Raw genomic sequence first — 23257 nt, 5'->3', positions numbered from 1 at the left:
ATACTTTTATGTGAAGAGTGACCGTTATCTTAATATGAATTTATGAAAGAGATGTAATAAAGATATGAAAATAAATCAATTAATTAAGGTATCAATAATAATTCCAAACTATAACGGCTTGAAATATATTAAAGGCTGTCTGGATTCGTTAGCTATACAGTGTTTTCAAAACGTTGAAATTATAATTGTGGACAACGATTCACAAGATGGAAGCTGTGAATTTATTTCTGAAAATTACCCTCAAATTAAACTTTTATCCTTAAAAGAAAATTACGGTTTTAGTAAAGCTGTAAACGAAGGGATTAAAGCTTCTAATTGTGAATATGTAGTCTTATTAAATAATGACACAGAAGTAGAGGAAGTTTGGCTTGAAAATTTAGTAAACTGTATCGAACAAGATGAAAAAATATTTTCTTGCTGTAGTAAGATGGTACGATTTTCAGAAAGAGATAAAATTGATGATGCAGGCGATGAATATACTATTTTAGGCTGGGCTTATAAACGTGGAGATGGAGCTGTTCTAAATAAATATAATAAATCAGAAAGAATTTTTAGCAGCTGTGCTGGGGCTGCAATTTATCGGAAAAAGTTGTTTGAGGAGATAGGTTATTTTGACGAAGATTTCTTTGCATATATGGAAGATGTAGATATTAGTTATAGAGCCAATATTCAAGGCTATAAGAATATTTATTGCAGTGAGGCTTTAGTATATCATATCGGTAGTGCGACCAGTGGGAGCAAATACAATAGCTTTAAGGTAAGGCTTGCAGCAAGGAACAATATATATGTATTTTTAAAAAATATGCCTATTTATCAAATGTTAATAAATTCTCCTTTTTTATTTATAGGGTGGATTATCAAAGTTCTATTTTTTTATAAAAAAGGTTTTTATAAGGAGTTTTTAAAGGGTAGTAAGGATGCTTTTAGTAATTTAAATACAATTGATAGGGTGAAGTATAAAAACAAAAACTTAAAAAATTATCTTCTAATTGAAATATTTCTGATATGTAATACATTAAAATATATTTTTTCAAAGATAAAAATCGGTAAATGATAGAAAACAACGTAATCCAACAATTCCAATAATGAGCTACTTTAAAATACTAAAAAAACATTTATAAGAACAAAAATACATATTTAAAAAATACAAGTTAATATGAAAAAGTGTACAATGGACCGGAATGTATTAACTTGGTCATTTGGGAATAAGGGATTAGGAAGAAGAGTGGGTAAATAAACTATAGACATTTAAGTAATTAGAGGAGGTAGAAAACAATGAATAATAAAATAAACATAAAAAAATATGTTGACATATATTTTAATGTTTTATTATCATTAGTACTAATTGGTACAGGTGCAATTGGTATGCTTCAACCCATAATGGCAGATGATTATTCAAATATTGGAGACATAAAAGCAAGAGGATTTGTTGAATTTTTTAAATCCATATATTTAAATTGGAGTGGTAGAATTACAGATTCATTATTTTTGGGTTTGAATAGTATTAATAATGATTACTTCATTTTAGCTGGTCTTTTTCTTGGAATAGTGTTTATATTACTTATAGTTTTTGTTGTTACTTGCGCACTGGGGAAATTCCCTAAACTTTTCTCCGAAGATAGATTAGTATTTATATTAGGGTTTGCTATTATTTGGTTTGGTACGCCTGGATTAGGTGAAGTTGTTTTTTGGAGAACAGGTGCGGGGGTATATCTTATACCTATGTTTTTAGGGATTTCTTTTATATTGCCATATACACTTTGGTATAGAAATAAAAACGTTAACAGCAATATAATTTTTAGTATATTAATGCTACTCCTAGGATTTATGGGTGGGTCATCTCAAGAACAAGTATTTTCAGCTATTTTTTTATTTATATCTTTATGGTTTATATATATAAAGAAGAATAAAGTGGAAGTTCCCAAATACCTATATTGGGGGTTAGTAGGCTTGATAATAGGAGGCATGGTGTTAATACTCGCTCCAGGAAATTTTGTAAGATTCGATTTTGCTGAACATAGTTCCTTACCTTATAAAATAGCCTCTTTACTTGCATATTTCTTAATTTATTATTTTGTTGTACCAGTTCAGCAATTATGGATATGGATAGTATTTGTTTTATTAATTATTACTGTTTTAAAATTAAGTGACAAAAAAGTAGAAGATAGTATTTTTAAATTTAGAATTTTAAATAAAAAATTTTATTTTTGGTTATTCATAGGAGTGACTTCTGTTTTACCTATGATAGCTTTTCCATCCTCAGTTTCAGCAAGAACATGTTTTTTCTTTATTGTATTTATATCAATTGCGTTAATTTCTCTATTTGATGGATATAGAGCATCTTTATTAAAATTCAATGAAAGTAAAATAGCTATTGTTATTACTTTCATAGTATTAAATATTATTCTTGTTGATGTAGGTATAGGAGTTGGAAATGGTTATTTACTTTCAAAAGAAGTAAAACATAGAGAAACAATAATTCTTGAAAACAAAGCAAAAGGAATAACTAATATTTTGGTTGATCCACTTGATATTATGCCTTTTCACACTACTTACATTTACGATGTTAAAATTGATAATCAGCATGCAGTGAACAAGGTAACAAGTTCATATTATAATATAAAATCCATTACATTAAATCGCAAATTTAAAGGCTATAGAGTTGAAGAAGATTTGGATGCTGTTGATTCTATTAAAAATCGTTTGAAAGAGAAGTTGAAATAATAGCAAGTAGGTCTAGGTAGGCCTCACACCACAAAAGTATGTCATGCATTGTGCCATTTATAATGAATAAAATTAAAACAAATTTAGGAATGAAGGTTTTAGAAATGATAGATTTATCAATAATTATAGTTAATTATAATACAAAAAAATTATTAGCGGACACTATACAATCTGTAATAGATACAGTGGGTTTAATTAAATATGAAATTATTGTCGTTGATAATGCTTCCGCTGATGGTAGTATTGAAATGGTTAATGCACAATACCCTCAAGCTAACTTAATAGAAAATAAAGACAACCTAGGTTTTCCAAAAGCAAATAATATAGGTATTAAAGAAGCTTCTGGACGGTACATCTTACTTCTAAATTCTGATACAAAAGTTCTTAATAGCTGTGTACAAAAATGTTTGGAGTATATGGATAGCAATATTAAAGTTGGTGCCCTTGGTTGTAAGCTACTACTTGCAAATGGAAAACTTGATCATGCCTGTAAACGAGGATTTCCAACTCCAGAAGCTTCTTTATACTATATCTTGAATCTTCATAAGTTATTTCCAACTAGTAAGAAATTTGGGGAATACACTTTGAACTACCTCCCTATTGATGAAATAAATGAAGTGGATGCACTAACAGGAGCATTTATGATGGTGAGAAAAGAGGTTATTAATAAGGTAGGCCTTTTGGATGAGACCTTCTTTATGTATGGAGAAGATCTGGACTGGTGTTTTAGAATAAAGGAAGCAGGTTACAAGGTTATTTATTATCCTGAAGCTGTAACAATCCACTATAAGGGTGGTAGCAGCAAAAGGAAAAGATATAAGACTATTTATGAGTTTCATAGAGCCATGTTCATATTTTATAATAAGCATTACCGTAATAAATATAATTTTATAATTACTGGCATTGTGTTTTGTGCAATAGCAGTAAAAATGACAGTAGCTTTTATTATTAATTTCTTTAAATTATGATGGAGTTGGTTCTTCACTAATTAGTATAAGTAAACTTTAGTTTAAATAAATCTAAGTTTTGAATAAAGTAATGAATCTTAGGTAGTATTTTGTTGAGGGGGATTTTTTAATATGATTAGGGAAAATCAAAAATATCTAAATAGAGCTCTTGTACTTATTGACGCTATTTCTATTATATTGGCATTAGTTTTATCTTGGATTATTAGATTTAAGAGTGGAATTATTAATATAAATGATGGGCATTTAACCTTTCAGCAATATCTTTTTCCTTTAATATTTATAATACCCTTATACCTTTTTATTTACAGTCTATTTAATTTATATACACCTCAAAGAGTGAAAAAGTCCTTTGAAGAATTTAGTAGTATTATCAAGTCTAACGTTATAGGAATTTTAATATTTATTTTAGCACTTTATTTATTTAAGGTTGTGGATTATTCTCGTTATCTAATAGTTATTTTCGGTGTTTTATGCATTGCATTTACCTTTATTGAAAGACTTGTAATGCGCTTATTACTTAGAAAGCTAAGAAAAAGTGGTTATAATCTTAAGCATATACTTATAGTAGGACTTAGTGAAATGACCTATGAACTTATGAGTAAGCTAGTTTTTAACGCCCAGTGGGGATACAATATCGTAGGTATTCTTGATGACAATGTAGTACCCGGAGATTTAAAGATTAATAATAATTTAAAGGCTGAGTTAAATAATTTTGATCAAGAAACTTATGAACAAGCAGCAGCTACAGTGGAGTATTTTCAAGATACAAAAATTTTGGGAGAAATAGATAGCCTACAGACAGTTTTAAATGAATTTAATGTGGATGAGATATTTATAACTCTTAATTTAAATGAATACGAGAAAATAGGTAATGTAATTGGCGTTTGTGAAAAGATGGGAATCAGAGTTCAGATTATTCCAGGGTATTATAAATATATCCCTTCCAAACCTTATCTTGAGGATATGGACGGGCTTCCAATGATAAATTTAAGATATGTACCACTTGATAATTTTTTAAATAATTTTATTAAGAGGGCTTTTGATATTCTACTTTCAACTATTAGTATTATTTTGTTTTCTCCTGTAATGATTGTTACTTCATTGATAATGAAACTGACTTCACCAGGTCCTCTTATATTCAAACAAGAAAGAATAGGACAAAATAGAAAACCCTTTAATATGTATAAGTTTCGTTCTATGAAAATACAGTCAAATGAAGATGAAATTAACCAGTGGACTACAAAGGAAGACTCTAGGAAAACAAAATTTGGCGGATTTATAAGAAAGACAAGTATTGATGAACTTCCACAGTTGTTTAATGTTCTAAAGGGGGATATGAGCCTTATTGGTCCACGACCTGAGCGTCCTTTTTTTGTAGAAAAATTTAAGGAAGAAATACCAAAATATATGATTAAGCATCATGTTAGGCCGGGGATGACAGGTTGGGCTCAGGTTCATGGCTGGAGAGGGGACACCTCCATAGATAAGCGGATAGAATATGACATATATTATATTGAAAACTGGAGTTTTAGTATAGATATAAAAATTCTTTGGCTTACTGTATTTAAGGGATTTATGAATAAAAACGCTTATTAAGAACGTATAGACAGATGGTGACAGCAATTTCATTTTTCGCTTAATGCTAAGTTAATAGCTTTAAAGTACATGTAGAAATCTATGTGATGCTTGACATCCCATCAAAATGAGTTAAAATTATAGGTGACATAAAAATATTACAGAGGAGGGTGATTTTATGAAAAAAATGATATCAGTTGTATTAATTATTCTTTTGGTGCTTCCGTTATCTGCATGTCGTGCAAAGAAAAATGACAATTCAAGTAACAATAAGGTAAGCAGTACTGAAACCCAAAAGTCAAATATACCCTATTCTAAGGAGATAGAATATCTTCCTGCATATGATAGCACTATAAAAGCCAAAACCTTTATTGCAGCAAATGAAAACAATAAGTCAAGTGTAGGTGTATATACTGTCAAAAGCACTACAAGTGATAAGGTATTCATAAATTATGAAAAGCTTTTAAAAGATGATGGATGGAAGATTTATCAGAGCGTAAAAGACCATTCCATTTCAGCAAAAAAAGGTACTCATGATACAACTATAATGATTCAACAATTAAAAGAAGATGTAAATTTAACTATTTCGGCTAAATAAAGATAGAAATGTAGTAGCCTTTTATGTTTTTTAATAGGAAGTTTATGCTATAATATCATAGTATAGAAAAGCTATTTTAAAACTAAAAAATACTATTGTTGAGGAAAGGAAAGTACAATATGAGTAATATTCATAAACAAACGATTGGAACTGACACTATTGTTATAAAAGATAAATTAACAGGATTAGTTACTATTACTACCGAGGATTTATCAGCGAAAAATTCATCTAATAGTTTTATTTATAAGATTTGTCCAGATGGTAAAATACTAAATATAGGTGAAGAGAATAACATAGATGAAAAATTAAAGGAAGCTTCAGTAAAAAATCCTAAAGAAATTCTCATTGAAAGATTGATAAAGGGTGGATTCGAACAGATTCCAGAAGATTTAACTGAAATAGAGCTTGTTAAAATGTTAGATTTTTCAGAAAGAGAAATTGTTAAAAATAATGACTACTCAAGGATGTTTCCTTTTAGTGTTGAAACAACCAATAGTGGTGATTTAAAGGTAATACTATTAATGTATAATGGAAGTACGATTGAAGTGAATATAGATAAGTTTCCTTTTAAGTTAAAAGATTCAAAGGATAAAGTTCTAATAGCTGGTCTTATTGACATAAATAAGACTATAAGTTCTTCTAAAATAGCAATATGTGAAGTGCAAATAGAAAAATCACTTCTTAGTGAACAAGCGGCAGATTTAACAACTTGGACTGTTACCTTTGAAATGGAATAGATAACAAGTAAATAATCTTATAAAATGTATGAAAACAGACAAATATTGTTTGCTTTCATACATTTTTTCATTGTATAATTAGGATGATTAAGCAAATTGTGTTAATTGATGAATATATTACTGAGATATATGAATTGTTATTATGAATAAGCTTATAAATATATAATTATAATTATATGAATGGAAGGTGAAATTAATTGAAATTAGATTTAAGGGCAAAGGTTAAAGGGTTTAAGTTTAATGGTTTTAAGGTTAAAGAACAATTGAAAAAAATAACTGTTAAAAAGGTGATTACCACTGTAGTTATTGTGGCTGCTTTGGTTGGAGTATTTAAAAGTAGTTTTATACAAAATAAATTTTTTGCTTCAAAAACTGTAATAGAGCAAAACAAAACTACTGTAAAAAAAGGAAATCTAAAAGTGTTAGTACCGGGTTCAGGCCCTATATACTTTACAAACAGCAGTAAAATTTTCTCTAAAATAGGCGCCACAGTCACTAAGGTTAATTATAAAGAGGGAGATAGGGTAAAAGCCGGGGATGTAATATATGAATTAGATGATACTGATGCACAGACTTCAGCTAATGCGGACATTAATACTTTTAAACAAAATCAAATATCTGCAAACGCAAGTGATGATGCAATAAATGATCTATCAATTAAAGCTCCTTTTACAGGTATTGTTAGTGATATTTTAGTAAAGCAAGGAGATACAGTTTCAAAGGGAGGAACAGTCTTTACCATAGCTGATACCACAAAGCTTAAAGTATTGTTAACCTATAATGCTTCAGCTTTAGGTAAAATAGAAATAGGACAATCAGCTAAGGTGAATTTAACTTCGTTAATGCAGTCAGTAAATGGAAAAGTTACTTATATCAGTAACCAAACAACTTCAACTATCGCAGGTGGAAAGTTATACACCGTGGAGATTCAAATTAATAATCCAGGGGCTGTTATGGAAGGAATGACTGCAAATGCGGATATTTTAGCTCCAAAGGGTTCGATATCAAGCACTGGAATAGCAGAACTTAATTACATAAAAAAGCAACTCGTTACCAACTTAACTGGTGGAACAGTCCAAAATATATCAGTTAAGCAAAACCAAAAGGTTAGTTCAGGACAAGTGCTCATAACAATGAGCAATGATGAGATTGCTAGAGCTAAACAAAACTCAGATTTACAATTAGAAAATGCTCAGACGCAGATGACTTTAAAGGGAAAACAACTTAATGATTATAAAATAATCGCCCCTATTAATGGAGTAATTACAAAAATGACTAATAAAGTTGGCGATACTGTTAAACCAGGAGATGAGATTGCTGATCTTTCAGATCCAGCGCAAATGCAGTTTGATATACCTGTGGATGAACTAGATATAGCTAAACTTAAGGTTGGACAGAAGACAAATATTACTGTAGACGCATTACCAGCTACTTTAAAAACACCGGTTACTGGAGAGGTAGCAAAAATTGCAGTAACTGGTGTGGCAGAAAAGGGAGTAACCACTTTTATAGTAACTGTTAAAATTAATGATAACTTAGATAAGCTTAAGGGCGGAATGAATGCAAATGGTGAAATAGAAGTATCAAATAAAACAAATATTTTGACTTTACCTATAGAAGCAATAACTACAACTAATGAAAAAAGCTATGTATACATTAAAGGAGCTGGATCTGGGTCTAAATCAGGTGCAATACCATCAGTTGGAGTAAAAGGTGGACAAACTGCTACTAATAATATGCAAAGTTATTATGATGGCTGCGTACAAATAGAAGTACAAGTTGGATTATATAATGAAACCGATATTGAAATTACTAGTGGTTTAAAAGAAGGAGATGTGATTGTTTTACCAGAGATGCAGCCTGGAGCTCCTGGTATGGGCGGCGGACAATCTGGAGGTGGAATTTAATGATTCAAATATCTGATATGTGCAAGATTTACACAATGGGAGAAAATAAAGTAACCGCATTAAATAGAATAAATCTGCATATAAGATTACAGGAGTTTGTTGCCATTGTTGGGCCTTCGGGCTCAGGTAAATCCACTCTTATGAATATGCTTGGATGCTTAGATGTGCCAACCTCAGGTAGTTACAAATTAGACGGGGAAGAAGTGAGTAAGTTAAAGGGTGATAAGCTAGCTGAGATAAGAAATTTTAAAATCGGATTTATATTTCAAAAATTTAATTTACTTCAAAAACTTTCGGCCCTTGAAAATGTCGAGCTTCCACTTATTTACCAAGGGGTACGCAATAGGGAAGCTAAAAAAAGAGCAATGGAAGCACTAGCCACGGTTAGCCTTAAAGAAAGAATGCACCATAGACCTAGTGAACTTTCAGGAGGTCAGCAGCAAAGAGTAGCTATTGCTAGAGCTTTGGTTACAAGACCACCAGTATTACTTGCTGATGAGCCAACTGGAGCACTTGACAGCAAAACTGGAATAGAAGTAATGAATATACTGAAAGAACTTAATTCTAATGGAAATACAATAATTCTAATAACTCATGATAATGATCTTGCATTAAAGGCAAAACGTATTATAAGAATTTCAGATGGAGAAATCACGCAGGACAATGAGGTGATACGATGAAATTTATTCAAGCTTATAGAATGGCTATAAAGAGTATAGTCTCAAATAAGGTAAGAACCTTTCTTACTATGCTAGGAGTTATTATTGGTGTATCGTCAGTAATTATTGCTGTTGGCATTGGACAAGGAGGCGCTGCTAAGATGAAAGAGCAAATTGGTGCAATCGCTAAAAATTCGCTAACGATATACATACAGGGAAGAGGCAGTAATAGAAATGTTTCTTATGAAGATCTAACTAAGTTTCAACGTGAAAATAGCACTATAATTTCTAAGATTACTCCTGAGCTTACAAGTGTTGCTAAAGTGAAAGTAGGAAACTTGAGCCGCGATACTACAGTTTTAGGTACAAGTCCTGAGTATAAAGATATTAACAGTATTACAGTACAAGAGGGTAGATTTTTGAATCAATTGGATATAAATTATAATCAAAAAATAGCAGTTATAGGAACTGCTGTTGCTAATGAAATCTTTAAAGGACAAAGCGCAATAGGTAAGACTATGAAAATTACCGGACAGCAGTTTAAGGTTGTTGGTGTGCTTACAGAAAAGGATAAGGGTGCGGATAAATCTAAAGATGATAGGGTTATTATACCTATAGGAGTTGCATTAAAACTTAATAAAGTAGCAATAATTGAAACTTTTACTGCTGAGGCAACAAGTTCTGAGGCTGTAGACAAATCCTTTAAACTGTTAACTACATTTTTGACTAGCATTTATAAGAACAAAGATGCATTTTATATTCTAAATATGGGAGAACAAATGGCTGAATTTAATAAAGTCATGGCGCTTATTACCGCAGTGCTTGCGGGTACAGCAGGTATATCCCTGGTAGTAGGTGGTGTAGGGATAATGAACATAATGCTAGTTTCAGTAACAGAAAGAACAAGAGAAATAGGGATTAGAAAGGCAATTGGAGCAAAAAAAGGGAATATACTTACACAATTTTTAATTGAAGCATTAGTGGTTACTGGTCTGGGGGGACTTATTGGAGTGGCTATTGGTGTAGGCACCATACATTTTGTTATAGGTGGCCTTGGATTCGTGCCGGAAGTATATTCAATCCCTTGGATTTCATCTTCATTTGGTATTTCACTTTTAATTGGAGTAGTTTTTGGAATGTATCCAGCCAACAAAGCAGCAAATTTAAATCCAATAGATGCTTTAGCATATGAATAATTCTATGGGGTCAGACCCCTGGGAAAGTATGGAAAAAGATTAAATATTCTAATAAAAAGGATGGCGTAAAAATGAAATTTAAAAAAGCAGGTCTAAGTTTAATGTTAGCAATTGTATTGCTATTTTCTACTGTAAGTTCATCTATAGTTTTTGCAAGTGCAAGACCTATAAGTTACTCAGGTTCAATTGAAAAAATGCAACAATTGAAGGTTATAGATAAGCCTACTAATGGTGAGAACGGAATTGTAACTAGAGGCCAATTAGTAAAAGCCATAGCCATAGCAGACGGATTATCTTCCACCTCTTCAAACTTAAATGGTACAACAATTTTCCCTGATATAACTGCTAATAGTGATCTTAGTGGATATGTTAATGGGGTGGTGGGCGTAGGTTTAATGTTTGGAACACCAGACGGCTACTTTCATCCTGAACAGTACGTCACAATGGCAGAGATAGATACCGTTATGGTGAGGCTCCTTGGATATACAGATACAGATGCAGAACTCACAAAATTGACATGGCCCAATAATTATATTCAACAGGCTTATAAATTAGGATTAACTACTGATATAGCTGCGAAAAAAAATGATAAGTTAACCTATAAAGTAGCAGCAGTTTTGTTTGATAGGCTTTTTAGTACCTTGATTAAGGGCTCTCAAACTGCGTATTTTTCTGATAAATATTTCAGTGATGAATATTTAAATACTGAAATTACAGGTTCATTAAAAGAAGTTACAGTGGTTGGGAACTCAAAAACTTCGGACGATCTTTTAGATAATCAAGTTTATCTTGCAGGTCAAGGGCTCACAAGTTTAACAAAATATACAGTGAATAGTAATGCTGGGGACATTGAACTTGGAGTAAAATATAAACTTTATATTGATGGAACCACTATTACTAAAGTAAGTGTAAAGGAAAATTCTACAGAGAAGTATGCTGTAACAAGTGTAACAGCTCCAGTAATAGCTTACACAGATGACAATAATTTGGCTAAAACTATGACGCTACCAAAAGCTTCACTATATTATTATCATGGAGTATATGTTGATTATGAAGTTGCAGCCAAAGCCGTGAGAGCTTATTCTTCAATTATACTAACAAAGAAGAGCGATAATTCAGGCTATGACTATGCAGTTATTGTAGATGCTAATTTTGGTGTACCGCAAGTCTATAAAGCTGATAATGCTAAACTTCTAGATCAGCTTAAAAATACAAAGTATTCTTACATTTATAGAGGTGTGAATATACAGGAAGCTAATTTAAATATTTATGATGTAGTTTATTTTGTATCAGATATATGGAATAAGAACACCTTTATTTATGTAAATGATAAGGTTGTTATTGGAACCATCACAAAATTCACACCAGATATGCTTAATCCAACAGGATTAATAATTAATGATACAAACTATACATTTAGTAAACATTTCAATAAAGCTAGACTTAATAATTATGGTGGCGATATTGGAAGCTTTTTAACTAATGTTAATGTTAATGATTTTAAAACTTTACTTTTGGGGATTGATGGTAAGATAGTGGATATCTACTAGGGGTCAGACCCCTGGGCAAATATGTAAATATAGAATCAAGAGAATCGTCGGTGACGGTTCTCTTTTTATTTTAGTTTAAAATAAAAATAAACAGTTAATAATTATAAATGGTAAGATAAAAGGTCGATTAATTAGTGAATAAAAGGAGATACATATGCCTAGGAAAAAACATAACTGGTACATTGGCGCTATATTACATGTCACAGCAAGAGGAAATCGTAGAAGTAATATTTTTAAGGATGAAACAGATTATAAATTATATTTAAATTACATAAAAGAGGCTATGGAATATTATAAAAATAAACATTACATAATTGCTTATGTTTTAATGACAAATCATATACATCTTGTAGTTGAAACAACCGATTGTGATATATCTGATTTTATAAAAAGGGTACATAGCAGATATGCAGGAAATTTTAATAAGAAGTATAATTACATAGGACATTTATTCCAAGGTAGATATAAGTCAGAGTTAATTGAAGATGATTGTTATATGTTAGAAGTTAGTAGATATGTGCATCTCAATCCAGTAAGGGCCAAAATGGTTAAAAAACCTGAAGATTACCGCTGGAGTAGCTATACTACGTACACAGGAGAAAAAGATGAAAAGCTAATAACATCAAAAAGAGTACTTTCATATTTCAAAAAAGGAGAAGAAAAAGAATTATATAAAGAGTTTGTGGAAAGTGCTATAAGGGGTCAGACCCTTGGGTAAATTTAGGTTGTGAAAAAAAGATTAAACTGAAGTAGAAAAGAAGAGAGATTACTCGAAAGGGTAATCTTTTTTTGTTTATATTGACAAAGATAAAGAAATATCCACTCGAATGTAATATAGCGCTGAAATTGGGCAGTCAGAACATGACCGGCAGGTCACAACAAAAGGGCCGGCAAAAAACGAAACTATAAGAAATTAAGACAGGCATATAATAATACCAAATGAACAATCATATCTGAAAGACCAGCAGCGGTAGCTGCACAGAATAAGATAGGGCACTGGGATATGGACACAGTAGGAAAGCAAGGTACAACGATTCTGTTCTGCAGATAAAAAAATCTCACAACTAATGTATTGACATCTAAAGGAAATTATATTAAAGTTTAACTGGATTACCAATTAATTATATGTTAAATTTAACCTTTATGGGTTATAAAATACATAAGAGAAATATTTTGTTTGTAATTTTAAGGGGAATGAAACCATCGCTCTAGGATTGAGATATAATGATTTACAAATTCACTAAATATATTTAAGGGGGAAAAACTGTGAAACTAAGTGGTTTAAAAATTAATAGAAAAATAGTCATTGGTAGTATTGTTGTAATTTTAATAGTTAGTTTAGGTGGAATAAAAGTTATCCATGATAGGAAAATTAAAGCAGCAAGTAAAAAGGGCGCAATAACACAAAAAGCTGTACCTAGTGAAGTAGTTACTGGCTCAGGAACTATAAAATCGTCTAACAAATTTGAGGTAACTCCAGCAGTAAACGGTAAAGTTAAAAAGGTTTATTTTAAAGAAGGAGATAAAGTAAAAACAAAGGATTTAATGTTTGAAATCGATAGTGCAGGAGCGCAGGCAAATGTAAATAAACTTGTGAATGCTGTAGAACAAGCTAAATTAGAGCAAAATAATAATTTAGTTCAAATAGGGAAATTAACACTAAAAGCTCCAATTAGTGGGCAGATATCAAATATACTTGTAAAAAAAGGAGATATAATTTTAAAGGGCACTCCTGTAGTCACTATAGCTGACAGAGCTAAATTAAAATTAACGGTGCCTTTTAATAGTGAGCAAACTAAAAATATTACAATTGGACTCAAAGCAACGGTGTATTTAAACGCTACAAGCCAGGCTGTAACAGGAATAGTATCATATATAAACCCTAACTCACATTCTACAGACCAGAGTGGTAAATTATTTAATGTAGAAATTTTAATAGACAACCCTGGAGCAATAAAAGATGGACAGAAAGCTACTGCAGAGATTAATGGAGCTAGTGGACCTATCTCAAGTCCAGAAAATGGGTTGTTATCCTATGCTAGCAGTCAGGTTTTACAATGTGATTCTGATGGTAAAGTTAGTAGTATAGATTTGAAGGAAGATCAATTTATAAATGCGGGCACTATACTTATGACTCTTAGAAATGAAGCTATTGTAGCTGTAAGGGATGCATCAGAATTAAAAATAAAGGATCTTCAAGTACAGCTTGATTATGCAAAAAAACAACTTGAAGACTATAAAATATATTCACTTATGGATGGAACAATAACAAAACAGGATATAAAGGTTGGAGAAACACCCAAAAGCGGAGAGCCGATTTCTTACTTATCTGACTTAGCGCATATGGAACTTGTGGTATCTATAGATGATATTGATATTACAAAAATTAAATTAGGACAAAAGGCAAGTGTTGTGATTGATGCACTTCCTATAACATCCACTAAGCCTTTAGAACTTGTGGTTACTAAGATTTCAGTTGAAGGAACTACGGTAAATGGTACAACTACTTATCCTGTAACTTTTGCAATTGATAATGTAGCGCAGGTGAAAAGTGGGATGAATGCAAATATAGAGATAAAAATCAATAAATAATAAAGGGGGCTTATGAAATAATGGGCGTGGTTATTGAAGCTACAGGATTGTGTAAGAGCTTTAATTTAGGGGATATAGAAGTAGAAGTACTTAATAATATAGATTTAAATATACATAAAGGTGATTTTGTTTCCATTATGGGACCTTCTGGCTCAGGTAAGAGTACACTATTATATCTCCTTGGTGGCCTTGATAAACCTAGTTCCGGGAGTATAAAAATAAATGGAAGGGAACTATCAACTATGAAAGATAAAGAACAGAGTATAATGCGAAGAAGAGACGTGGGCTTTGTATTTCAGTTTTACAATCTCATTCCTAATCTAAATGTAGAAGAAAATATTATGCTACCAATATTATTGGATGGAAAAAGAATGAAGGACTATAAAAATAGATTAGATGAAATATTAGATATTGTTGACCTTTCTAACAGAAGAAAACACACTCCAAGGGAACTTTCTGGAGGACAACAGCAGAGGGTTGCAATAGCGAGAGCATTAATTAATGAACCGGATGTTATCTTTGCTGATGAACCTATAGGAAACTTGGATAGTAAATCGGGAACAGATGTAATGGAACTTTTACAAAAGATAAATATACAAAATAATAAGACTATTGTGCAGGTAACTCATTCAAAAGAAGCAGCAGAATATAGCAAAAGAATAATATATGTTAAAGATGGTAAGATATTGCAAAATATAATATGACAGTTTAAACTATAACTGGAGGGCGGTAAAATGAAAATTATTGTTAAATTTCTTTTAAACAACATAAAAGAAAAGAAGTTTAGGACCTTTCTCATAATATTTTCCATCATGATGTCAGCCGCTTTATATTTTGCTTCTAGTGCTATGTCAACTACTATAGTAGAGATGGTTTCAGATTTAGTGAAAAGTTATGTAGGAAGTGCAGAAATCACAGTATCAGCAAATGAAAAATCTCCCTCAAGCTTTTTGTATGTCAATAAGGCTGATTCTATTAAAGGAGATATGGATTATATTATAGGATCAATTCAGCTTACAGGGTCTTTTAAAGACCCAAATGATAAGGATGTAAACATAAACATAAACTTAAATGGATATGACTTAAAAGAATTGGAAACATTAAGTTCCTTAGTATTTGAAAATGAGGTAAAACAAGAAAGTTTTGCTGGTAAAAAAATTATTATTAGTAAAAACACCTCAGAGAAATATAAACTTAAATCGGGGGATTTTATAAATATAGATATAAAAGATGGGTGGTCCAAATTTAAGGTTGTAGGCATAGCAGAAATTGCAGGGCTTTTTTTGTCAGAAAAGCAGAACACTATGGGGATAGTTCCAAAGGACGTTTTGTATAATATGGGGGAGGGAAGAGGTAAGGTTTCAATTTTGTATATTAAAACTAAAAATCCTCTCCAAAAGCAAAATACTATTGATAAGTTATCAAAGATTTATAAAGATTATGATGTAAGAGAACCAATATCAGATAAAGATTTAAAGGATGCTTCTAATGGGATAGTAGTTCCTTTAAAAATGATGGGAATGGTTGTTTTGGCTATTAGCATGTTCATAATTTACTCTGCCTTTAAGGTAATAACTGCAGAAAGAATACCTACAGTTGGTACCTTTAGAAGTATCGGTGCTACAAAAAAAATGATGAATTTAGTACTTCTAGGTGAGAGTATAATATATGGTATTATTGGCGGAATAACAGGGATAATTGTAGGCTTTGGAGTATTGTATTTAATGGCAACTATATTTGCTCAAATGTTCGGGGGAATAAAGACTACTATTAAATATACAACTGATCAAATGATAGGTGCCTTTATTTTGGCAGTTACATTATCCCTTATAAGTTCTATACTGCCAATTATAAGGGTATCTAAAATATCTGTAAAAGATATTGTATTAAATAATGTTACAAAAAATGCGAAGAATAAACACTGGAAACTGATTTTTGGTATAATAGTTGTTTTATTTGCTACGATAGCACCTAGAATTGCACCAAAAAAATCAGCTGGTTTAATTGATGGTTTAGCTATGCTACTTGTATTTGTAGCAACAGTTTATTTGGTACCCTATATAACTGTTGTTTTTGTAATGGTTCTTGAAAAACTATATAGCTATATTTTTGGAAATGAAGGAGTTATTGCAGCTAAAAATTTAAAAGGTAATAAGAATGTCCTTAATAATATTGCCCTTTTGGCTATAGGAATGTCTGCTTTACTAATGATAAGTACAATTAGTAGTAGTATGGCAATGGAAGTTCCTAGGGTTTATAAACAAATGAACTTTCAAATACTTGTTAGAGGTGGAGACTTAAATGGTGAATTTCAAAATAAGATTAAAAATCTAAAAGGAGTAGAAGGGGTTTATGGAATTTTTCAAACTTCTCAAGTAAAAGTTAATAATAGTAAAGAAACTATTGGTGAAGTTGATGGGGTTAACAATAGCAAATTTTTAGATTATTATGATATGAAATTCATAGGGGACAAAAAAGCAATACTTACTGAGCTTTCTATGGGTAGAAATATGATTATAACAAAATCCTTAGGGGATAGGCTAAATTTAGCAAAAGGAAATAAGCTTACTTTAGAACTAAACAAAGTGAAAAGAGAGTATAGAGTAGTGGGAGTTGTTGATTATCAGATGAATAATGGAAATATGGCATTTATACCAGAAAAATATTTTAAACAGGATATGAATGTACAAAATTATTCTCAGTTTTGTGTTAAAACAAATATAGCAGCGAGTAGTGTAAAAAAAGCCATAGATAAAAAATATTCTAAAAGTGGAGTTTACACAGAGACTATAGAGGCTATGACTATTGCTAATGTTGAAGCTAATGCTTTGTATATGACATTATTAAATGGCTTTGCAATTATGGCAATGGTAATCGGAAGCTTTGGCATAATTAATAATTTTATGATTAGTTTTATGGACAGAAAACGATCTATAGCTATGTTTCGTTCCTTAGGAATGAGCAAAAAACAAAACATAAAAATACTTTTTATTGAATCCTTTACAGGCGGAGCTATCGGAGGAGTTGTAGGAATTCTTTCAAGCATTCTATTGGTTTCCATTTCTCAATATTTAATGGATGCTACTTTAAATGTCTTAATACCAATGCATTATTCTGTAAAAACTTTTTCTGTAGCATTTATATTAGGTATACTTGTTATGATTATTGCTTCAATAGGACCTGCTTCAAAATCTTCAAAACTAAATATTATAGAAGCTATAAAATATGAATAATAATAAGGGGTCAGACCCCTGGGTAAATATGAGACTCTTGGGTAAATATGTAATCATAAAATGTTCTTGTTGATTCACTCATTTTTATGTATAATATATATAATGAAATAATTTGAATCATATACATGAAATGGAATTATAAGCTCACCAATGAAGAAAAATAAGTTAATAATGAAGAATTATTGGGGATGAGAAAAATGAATAAAAAAATATCAAAAACATTATTAATACTAGCAATTACCTTAATATTAGCCTTAGGGAGACTATCCGCAACGTTTGGTGTAACAGTACCGATTTTAGATTCCTTAGAAACGTATAGGCTAGTTACTACCTTTGAAATCACTAATATTAAAAATGGTGATAGCGGTGATTTTCTGAATACAAAAGCTATTATAATGCTAGGAAGTGATTTGGACTCACCTTATATGCTAAATGTGAGTGCTTTCAAGTCATCGGAAGGTATAATAACTAAAGATGCCAATGGTGCTTACATTTTAACTGGTGTTATAAGTAGAACTGCTCCAAATAGTTCTCATAACATAATAATTGAAAGAACTTTCACTACAGGGACTATTGACTATAATATAGACAAGTCTACAATTACGTCTGACTATACTAAGTTATTTAATTATACAAATTATTTAAAAGAAGAAATTAGTATAGAGGTGAATGATGCAAGAATACAAGCGAAAGCTAAATCTTTAACTGAGAATATTACTAACCCTTATGATAAAGCTTTTGCAATATTTAGGTTTGTGAATTCAAGTATGAATTATAACATAAGTTCACAATATGCAAATAAAGGTGCATTAAGTGCATTGACTTATAAGCAAGGTGTCTGTGAAGAATATTCTAAGCTATTTGTTGCTTTGTGTAGAGCCAGTGGTATACCTTCTAGAACAGTAAGTGGATATAGAAATCAGAATACTGGTATTAACACTACTATTGATTTAACAAATATACGCCATATGTGGGCAGAAGTTTACTTGCCTAATTACGGATGGATCATAGCTGAACCGACAGGAGCCTCAGTATCTGATGATGCTTTAGTGAATCTTTTTGGTAAAGCTCTTAATCCAGCAGAGCATATTGCTACTGGTTATAAAGCTGCTAATTACAATGATGGAGCAACTTTTTCATCAAATTATGATCGTACAAAGACAAGCCCGCCTATTATGATCACAAATTTTAATGCAACCTTGTATGTAATAGATAGAAAAGCAATAAGCAATGCTATCAACGCAGTAGTAAAGGTAGAAGGTAGTAACTTACAAGCAGATATAGATTCAGCTATAATATTAGTAAGTGCTTTGCCAAATAGTATTGATAAATCAGATTTAAATATTAGATTAAATGTAGTACAACAAACAATTGATAGAGCTACAATAGCTAATAATGCAATATTTACAGCTACAACCACAGTGGTTAAGGCAGAAAGCAGTAACTTACAAGCGTATATAGATTTAGCTAAAATTTTAGTAAATGCACTACCAAATGGTTTAGCTAAAACTAATTTAAATGCTAGACTTGATACAGTACAAAATATTATTATTGTAGAGTATCAAAAGATAAGTAAGGCTACTAGTCTTACAGCTGCGGCATATCTACTGCCATCTGGGGAGAATTATAACAAAGCTTTAGCTGCTGTAAGTGATTTGGAAAGTGGTGCGATTAAAACTTCATTGGAAACTAAATTAGTTTCTATCTTAAAGACTGTAGAAAATAATAAAGCACGTAGTAAATTCCCAACATTATTAGATAGTCCATTTTTAGCAACTGAAAATACTGGAAAGACATGGGATATTAAATTAAACCAAGCAATTGATGAAAAAACTGCTACTACTAATAATATCTCCATGAAAAACTCTAGAGGGCAATTGGTTGATTTTAGAGTAACTTGTAATGATAAAGTCATAACTATAATACCAATCAAAAAATTTGAAATTGGTGAGCAATACGTTGTTTATATTAGCGAAAAAGTTCTAAGTACAAGTGGCAAAGGCATTAAAAATGGATATTATTTTACCTTTGAAGTTAATTAGTAAGATAATACGTTGATTTTTTACCCGAAGTATGTAGTAAAAAGATAAAACGGAGGTAGATAGTAAGAGAGATTACTCGAAATGGTAATCTCTCTTTTTTCATAAAGCAGTGAGTGAGTATTTTAAAAGCCCTAGGTATTAAGAATAACAATTTCCCAACGATAGTTTTAATAACATCAACAATTATTAAGGCATTTAACTGGTTCGGTTATGATGTAATTCTAAAGGGAAAAAGTGCCTTATATTAAAGCTAAAAAACATAATAAATAAATAAATATAATAAAAAATTGATTGGGGTGGGAAAATGAATAAAAAAATATCAAAAGTAGTATTAATGTTAACTATAACATTAATTTTAACTATCGGGAGACAAGCTATAACCTTTGGCGTAACAAATCCAACATTAGATTTTCTGAAAAATTACAAGTTAGTTGATACTTATACAATTAGCAATACTAAAAATGGAGATAGTGGGGATTTGTTGAATACGAAAGCTATTATAAATTTAGGAACTGATTTAAATTCACCTTATATAACAAATGTAAGTAATTTTAAAATATCTGAAGGAAGAATAACTAAAGATGCGAATGGCGTTTATGTGTTAACAACTATCGTAGACCGCACAGCTCCAAATGCCTCACATTCTATATTTATTGAAAGAACTTTTACAACAGGGACAATTGATTATAATATAGATAAGTCTCAAGTTACCTCTAATTATAGTCAATTAAATAATTATATGGATTATTTAAGAGAAGATGTTGGTGTAGAAGTGAAGGATGCAGAAATACAAGCAAAGGCTAAAGCGCTAACTGAAAATATTTCTAATCCTTTTGATAAAGCTTTTGCAATATTTAGATTTGTGAATACAAATATGACGTATAACATAAATTCACAATATGCAAACAATGGCGCTTTAAGCGGATTAGTTTATAAAGAAGGAGTATGTCAAGATTATGCACAGCTATTTGTTGCTTTATGTAGAGCAAGTGGAATACCTGCTAGAACGGTGATTGGATTTAGGAATATTGAAGATACAATTAACAACAAGGCTGTTGATTTAACAGGTTTAGAACATATGTGGGCAGAAATATACTTGCCTGATTATGGATGGACTATTGCTGAACCAACAGAAATATTTACGACTAACGGCGTAGTAACTAAAACAGTACCGGATAATATTTTAATGAAATATTTCGCTAAAGCGCTTCTACCATCAGAGCACATTGCTACTAGCTACGAAACCGGTGTAACTTTTGCAAGTACGACTATTTCATCAAACTATTACCGTAAATCAAGCAGTATTCCTACGATGACCACAAATTCCAATACAATGTTGTATATAATAGATGATGCAACTATTAATGAAATAGACACGGCTACAAAGGCAGTGATTTATGCCGAAACATCGAAAGTACAAACTAATTTAGACTCAGCAAGAGTTTTAGTAAATGCCTTATTAAATGGTGTTGATAAAACAATCTTGATGGCTAGATTAGATGTAGTACAAAGTGCCATTGAAGTCAACAAAGGTAGTAATGCAACTAAAATAGCTGAATCTGCTATGGAAAATCTAACTATTAATCTTACATTAGATAATTATAAAAAAGCAATGGACTTAGTTTATAAATTTGATGATTCAGTGACGGAAAAAATATCATTATTAGAAACATTAGATAATATATTAGACAAGGTAGTAGCTCAAAATCAAAATGATGAAAAAATAAAGAAACTAGGAGAAATTCTTGACACTATTAAAAAAGCAGAATTACAAACAAGCTACAGCACGTATAACTCAGCAATGAATTTAATGACAACATTAAGTGAAATGGATTTTGGAAAAGTATCAAATAGGCTAAGTGATAGGTTATCAATAGTAGCTACTAAAATTGAAGATAAAAAAACACATAGTAAGTTTCAAAATTTATCAGATTCTCCATTCCTAGAAAGTAAAGATATTGCAAAAGTATGGAATGTAACATTTACTCAATTAATTGATGCAAAAACAGTTACTACTGATAACATCTCAATGAAAAACTCTAAAGGTGAATTGATTGATTTCAAGGTATCTTGTAATGGGAAAGTTATAAGTATATCACCAATTAATAAATTTGAACTTGGTGAACAATATGCCGTTTATATTAGTAACAAAGTTCTAAGCATGAATGGTTATGGCATTACAAATGGTTGGTATTTCACATTTGGAATTAATTAATAGGTCATCGCACTAGTATATGACAATGGCATAAAAGCTGAGCTAAAACCGATTTCTTTGTTTAAATTAAGGGCGAAAAATAATCTTTAAAATGAGATGCAACTATTTGCATGTTTTAACGTAGTTTATTATGGGCAATTAAATTGAGAATTTATTATAAAATTCAAGTGTATATGATATAATAAACTGTAATTTGTGACGATTAATATTAGGATTGAACCTATTAGGAGGAATTTAGTATGAAAGAAAATGATACTGTAATAATATCAGAAAAAGAAAAAGTAAATATGGAGCTGCATCTTAATGAATATGATAAAGGGGTTATGTCTGATTTTCAAAAGGAATTTTTGAGTGAAGAGTTAGCGCAGCTTCCAGCATTAGAAGATGGACAAGTATCCATTAATGGTATATATACCTTTGATATGGGAGAAAAAATTGAGGTCAGCGTTTATTTAAGAAATGGATTGGCAACGGAAATTAACTTTGACAAAGTTCCACTAGTAATCATAAATAAAAAGGGCGAGTTGCTAGCAAAGCAAATTATGTACATGCAGGATTTTGGTGTATTACCTCCTTTTTCTGCAAGACCCTATAAAATTTATTTTGATAAGATAAACGTATTTGTTGATACAATTCCAATGGATGATTGGAAAATACAATTTGAAAAGTCTATTAGTGCTGTAAGTACTGTAAAGGTTGAGCTTGAAGATGTGCCGAAAAATATGGACCATGATTTAAAAAGTAGCTTTATAAAATTCTTAAGTAAGTTACCTTTAACAAAAGCTGGAGATGTTAATATTGAGGTGTTTAAAACAGAAAAACGCATGGGTAATTCTATTTCTATAGTTGTACTAATTCGTAATGGTTGCGATAAAATTATAAATTTAGAAAAGTTACCAATAATAGTAGAAGATTTACAAGGTGAAATAGTTGCTAAAGGAATATTTGATACTCAAAATGTAAATGTGAATCCGCATAAAGCCAAAATTTATGAACTTATTATAACAGAAGATTATATTGTCAATAAAGATTATGATATAAATAACTGTAAAGTATACTTTAAAGCATAGTAAGCTAAAAAATGAAATATGCTCGAGACTGTCAGTAAAGAGGAAATTTGAAATAAATAGACTTTTTACAGCAAAAATCACGCAGGAAAAATTTGCGTGATTTTTTTATTTACTATAAAGAATGCTCATATCCACCGCAGATAGTATAAAGAATACAAGTATTATCAAAGGCGGTTGATATATAAAATTTG

17 protein-coding genes are annotated in these 23257 nt (G+C 30.8%); all 17 read left to right on the top strand.

The window, feature by feature from the left end; translation table 11 throughout:
* The first annotated feature begins 64 nt into the window (after positions 1-64).
* The 17 genes from KPL50_RS07895 to KPL50_RS07815 all read left to right on the top strand — a co-directional run bounded on the left by KPL50_RS07895 (position 65) and on the right by KPL50_RS07815 (position 23066).
* Positions 65-1054 (top strand): glycosyltransferase family 2 protein, encoded by a 990-nt coding sequence (locus KPL50_RS07895; RefSeq protein WP_216297918.1) that lies wholly within the window; start codon positions 65-67, stop codon positions 1052-1054.
* A 221-nt stretch (positions 1055-1275) separates the two neighbouring features.
* Complete coding sequence (locus tag KPL50_RS07890; RefSeq protein WP_216297917.1) at positions 1276-2724, top strand: DUF6056 family protein; 1449 nt, start codon at positions 1276-1278, stop codon at positions 2722-2724.
* Positions 2725-2786: 62 nt separating this feature from the next.
* A complete protein-coding gene (locus KPL50_RS07885; RefSeq protein WP_253200515.1) occupies positions 2787-3692 on the top strand; it encodes a glycosyltransferase family 2 protein in 906 nt (301 codons plus the stop codon).
* 111 nt (positions 3693-3803) lie between these two features.
* Positions 3804-5288: an undecaprenyl-phosphate glucose phosphotransferase gene (locus KPL50_RS07880; RefSeq protein ID WP_216297916.1), complete on the top strand. Its 1485-nt coding sequence runs from the start codon at positions 3804-3806 to the stop codon at positions 5286-5288.
* 157 nt (positions 5289-5445) lie between these two features.
* Complete coding sequence (locus tag KPL50_RS07875) at positions 5446-5865, top strand: hypothetical protein (protein WP_216297915.1); 420 nt, start codon at positions 5446-5448, stop codon at positions 5863-5865.
* A gap of 119 nt (positions 5866-5984) precedes the next feature.
* Positions 5985-6602, top strand: coding sequence for an SLAP domain-containing protein (locus tag KPL50_RS07870; protein ID WP_216297914.1), 618 nt, complete (start codon positions 5985-5987; stop codon positions 6600-6602).
* A 197-nt stretch (positions 6603-6799) separates the two neighbouring features.
* A complete protein-coding gene (locus KPL50_RS07865; RefSeq protein WP_216297913.1) occupies positions 6800-8509 on the top strand; it encodes an HlyD family efflux transporter periplasmic adaptor subunit in 1710 nt (569 codons plus the stop codon).
* Positions 8509-9189 (top strand): ABC transporter ATP-binding protein, encoded by a 681-nt coding sequence (locus tag KPL50_RS07860; protein WP_216297912.1) that lies wholly within the window; start codon positions 8509-8511, stop codon positions 9187-9189. Before KPL50_RS07865 ends, KPL50_RS07860 begins: the two co-directional genes overlap by 1 nt.
* A complete protein-coding gene (locus KPL50_RS07855; protein ID WP_216297911.1) occupies positions 9186-10364 on the top strand; it encodes an ABC transporter permease in 1179 nt (392 codons plus the stop codon). Before KPL50_RS07860 ends, KPL50_RS07855 begins: the two co-directional genes overlap by 4 nt.
* Before the next feature lie 71 nt (positions 10365-10435).
* Positions 10436-11914 carry an S-layer homology domain-containing protein gene (locus tag KPL50_RS07850; RefSeq protein ID WP_216297910.1) on the top strand — a complete coding sequence of 493 codons (1479 nt, stop codon included), beginning with the start codon at positions 10436-10438 and terminating at the stop codon, positions 11912-11914.
* Positions 11915-12068: 154 nt separating this feature from the next.
* Positions 12069-12632: a transposase gene (locus tag KPL50_RS07845; protein ID WP_216297909.1), complete on the top strand. Its 564-nt coding sequence runs from the start codon at positions 12069-12071 to the stop codon at positions 12630-12632.
* A gap of 548 nt (positions 12633-13180) precedes the next feature.
* A complete protein-coding gene (locus KPL50_RS27705) occupies positions 13181-14506 on the top strand; it encodes an HlyD family efflux transporter periplasmic adaptor subunit (RefSeq protein ID WP_216297908.1) in 1326 nt (441 codons plus the stop codon).
* A gap of 20 nt (positions 14507-14526) precedes the next feature.
* The gene (locus KPL50_RS07835; protein WP_216297907.1) at positions 14527-15210 is read left to right on the top strand and encodes an ABC transporter ATP-binding protein; all 684 of its coding nucleotides are present in this window, start codon (positions 14527-14529) and stop codon (positions 15208-15210) included.
* A 30-nt stretch (positions 15211-15240) separates the two neighbouring features.
* Positions 15241-17739 (top strand): ABC transporter permease, encoded by a 2499-nt coding sequence (locus KPL50_RS07830; RefSeq protein ID WP_216297906.1) that lies wholly within the window; start codon positions 15241-15243, stop codon positions 17737-17739.
* Between the two features lie 197 nt (positions 17740-17936).
* Entirely contained in the window at positions 17937-19781 is a 1845-nt protein-coding gene (locus tag KPL50_RS07825; RefSeq protein ID WP_216297905.1) for a transglutaminase family protein, read from the top strand.
* 304 nt (positions 19782-20085) lie between these two features.
* Complete coding sequence (locus KPL50_RS07820; RefSeq protein WP_216297904.1) at positions 20086-21996, top strand: transglutaminase domain-containing protein; 1911 nt, start codon at positions 20086-20088, stop codon at positions 21994-21996.
* A gap of 239 nt (positions 21997-22235) precedes the next feature.
* Positions 22236-23066 carry an SLAP domain-containing protein gene (locus KPL50_RS07815; protein ID WP_216297903.1) on the top strand — a complete coding sequence of 277 codons (831 nt, stop codon included), beginning with the start codon at positions 22236-22238 and terminating at the stop codon, positions 23064-23066.
* Positions 23067-23257 lie beyond the last annotated feature (191 nt).

It is taken from the genome of Clostridium sp. CF012, from assembly GCF_018861755.1.
Taxonomy (GTDB): domain Bacteria; phylum Bacillota; class Clostridia; order Clostridiales; family Clostridiaceae; genus Clostridium_AD.
Note: the sequence above shows the minus strand (reverse complement) of the source record. Positions and strands in the feature narration are given on the sequence as shown.

Coding starts and splice junctions, on each gene's coding strand:
- KPL50_RS07880 (WP_216297916.1), top strand. CDS start 3,804: ATGATTAGGGAAAATCAAAAATATCTAAATAGAGCTCTTGTACTTATT.
- KPL50_RS07850 (WP_216297910.1), top strand. CDS start 10,436: ATGAAATTTAAAAAAGCAGGTCTAAGTTTAATGTTAGCAATTGTATTG.
- KPL50_RS07860 (WP_216297912.1), top strand. CDS start 8,509: ATGATTCAAATATCTGATATGTGCAAGATTTACACAATGGGAGAAAAT.
- KPL50_RS07870 (WP_216297914.1), top strand. CDS start 5,985: ATGAGTAATATTCATAAACAAACGATTGGAACTGACACTATTGTTATA.
- KPL50_RS07895 (WP_216297918.1), top strand. CDS start 65: ATGAAAATAAATCAATTAATTAAGGTATCAATAATAATTCCAAACTAT.
- KPL50_RS07820 (WP_216297904.1), top strand. CDS start 20,086: ATGAATAAAAAAATATCAAAAGTAGTATTAATGTTAACTATAACATTA.
- KPL50_RS07885 (WP_253200515.1), top strand. CDS start 2,787: ATGAATAAAATTAAAACAAATTTAGGAATGAAGGTTTTAGAAATGATA.
- KPL50_RS07855 (WP_216297911.1), top strand. CDS start 9,186: ATGAAATTTATTCAAGCTTATAGAATGGCTATAAAGAGTATAGTCTCA.
- KPL50_RS07890 (WP_216297917.1), top strand. CDS start 1,276: ATGAATAATAAAATAAACATAAAAAAATATGTTGACATATATTTTAAT.
- KPL50_RS07830 (WP_216297906.1), top strand. CDS start 15,241: ATGAAAATTATTGTTAAATTTCTTTTAAACAACATAAAAGAAAAGAAG.
- KPL50_RS07815 (WP_216297903.1), top strand. CDS start 22,236: ATGAAAGAAAATGATACTGTAATAATATCAGAAAAAGAAAAAGTAAAT.
- KPL50_RS07835 (WP_216297907.1), top strand. CDS start 14,527: ATGGGCGTGGTTATTGAAGCTACAGGATTGTGTAAGAGCTTTAATTTA.
- KPL50_RS07875 (WP_216297915.1), top strand. CDS start 5,446: ATGAAAAAAATGATATCAGTTGTATTAATTATTCTTTTGGTGCTTCCG.
- KPL50_RS07845 (WP_216297909.1), top strand. CDS start 12,069: ATGCCTAGGAAAAAACATAACTGGTACATTGGCGCTATATTACATGTC.
- KPL50_RS07825 (WP_216297905.1), top strand. CDS start 17,937: ATGAATAAAAAAATATCAAAAACATTATTAATACTAGCAATTACCTTA.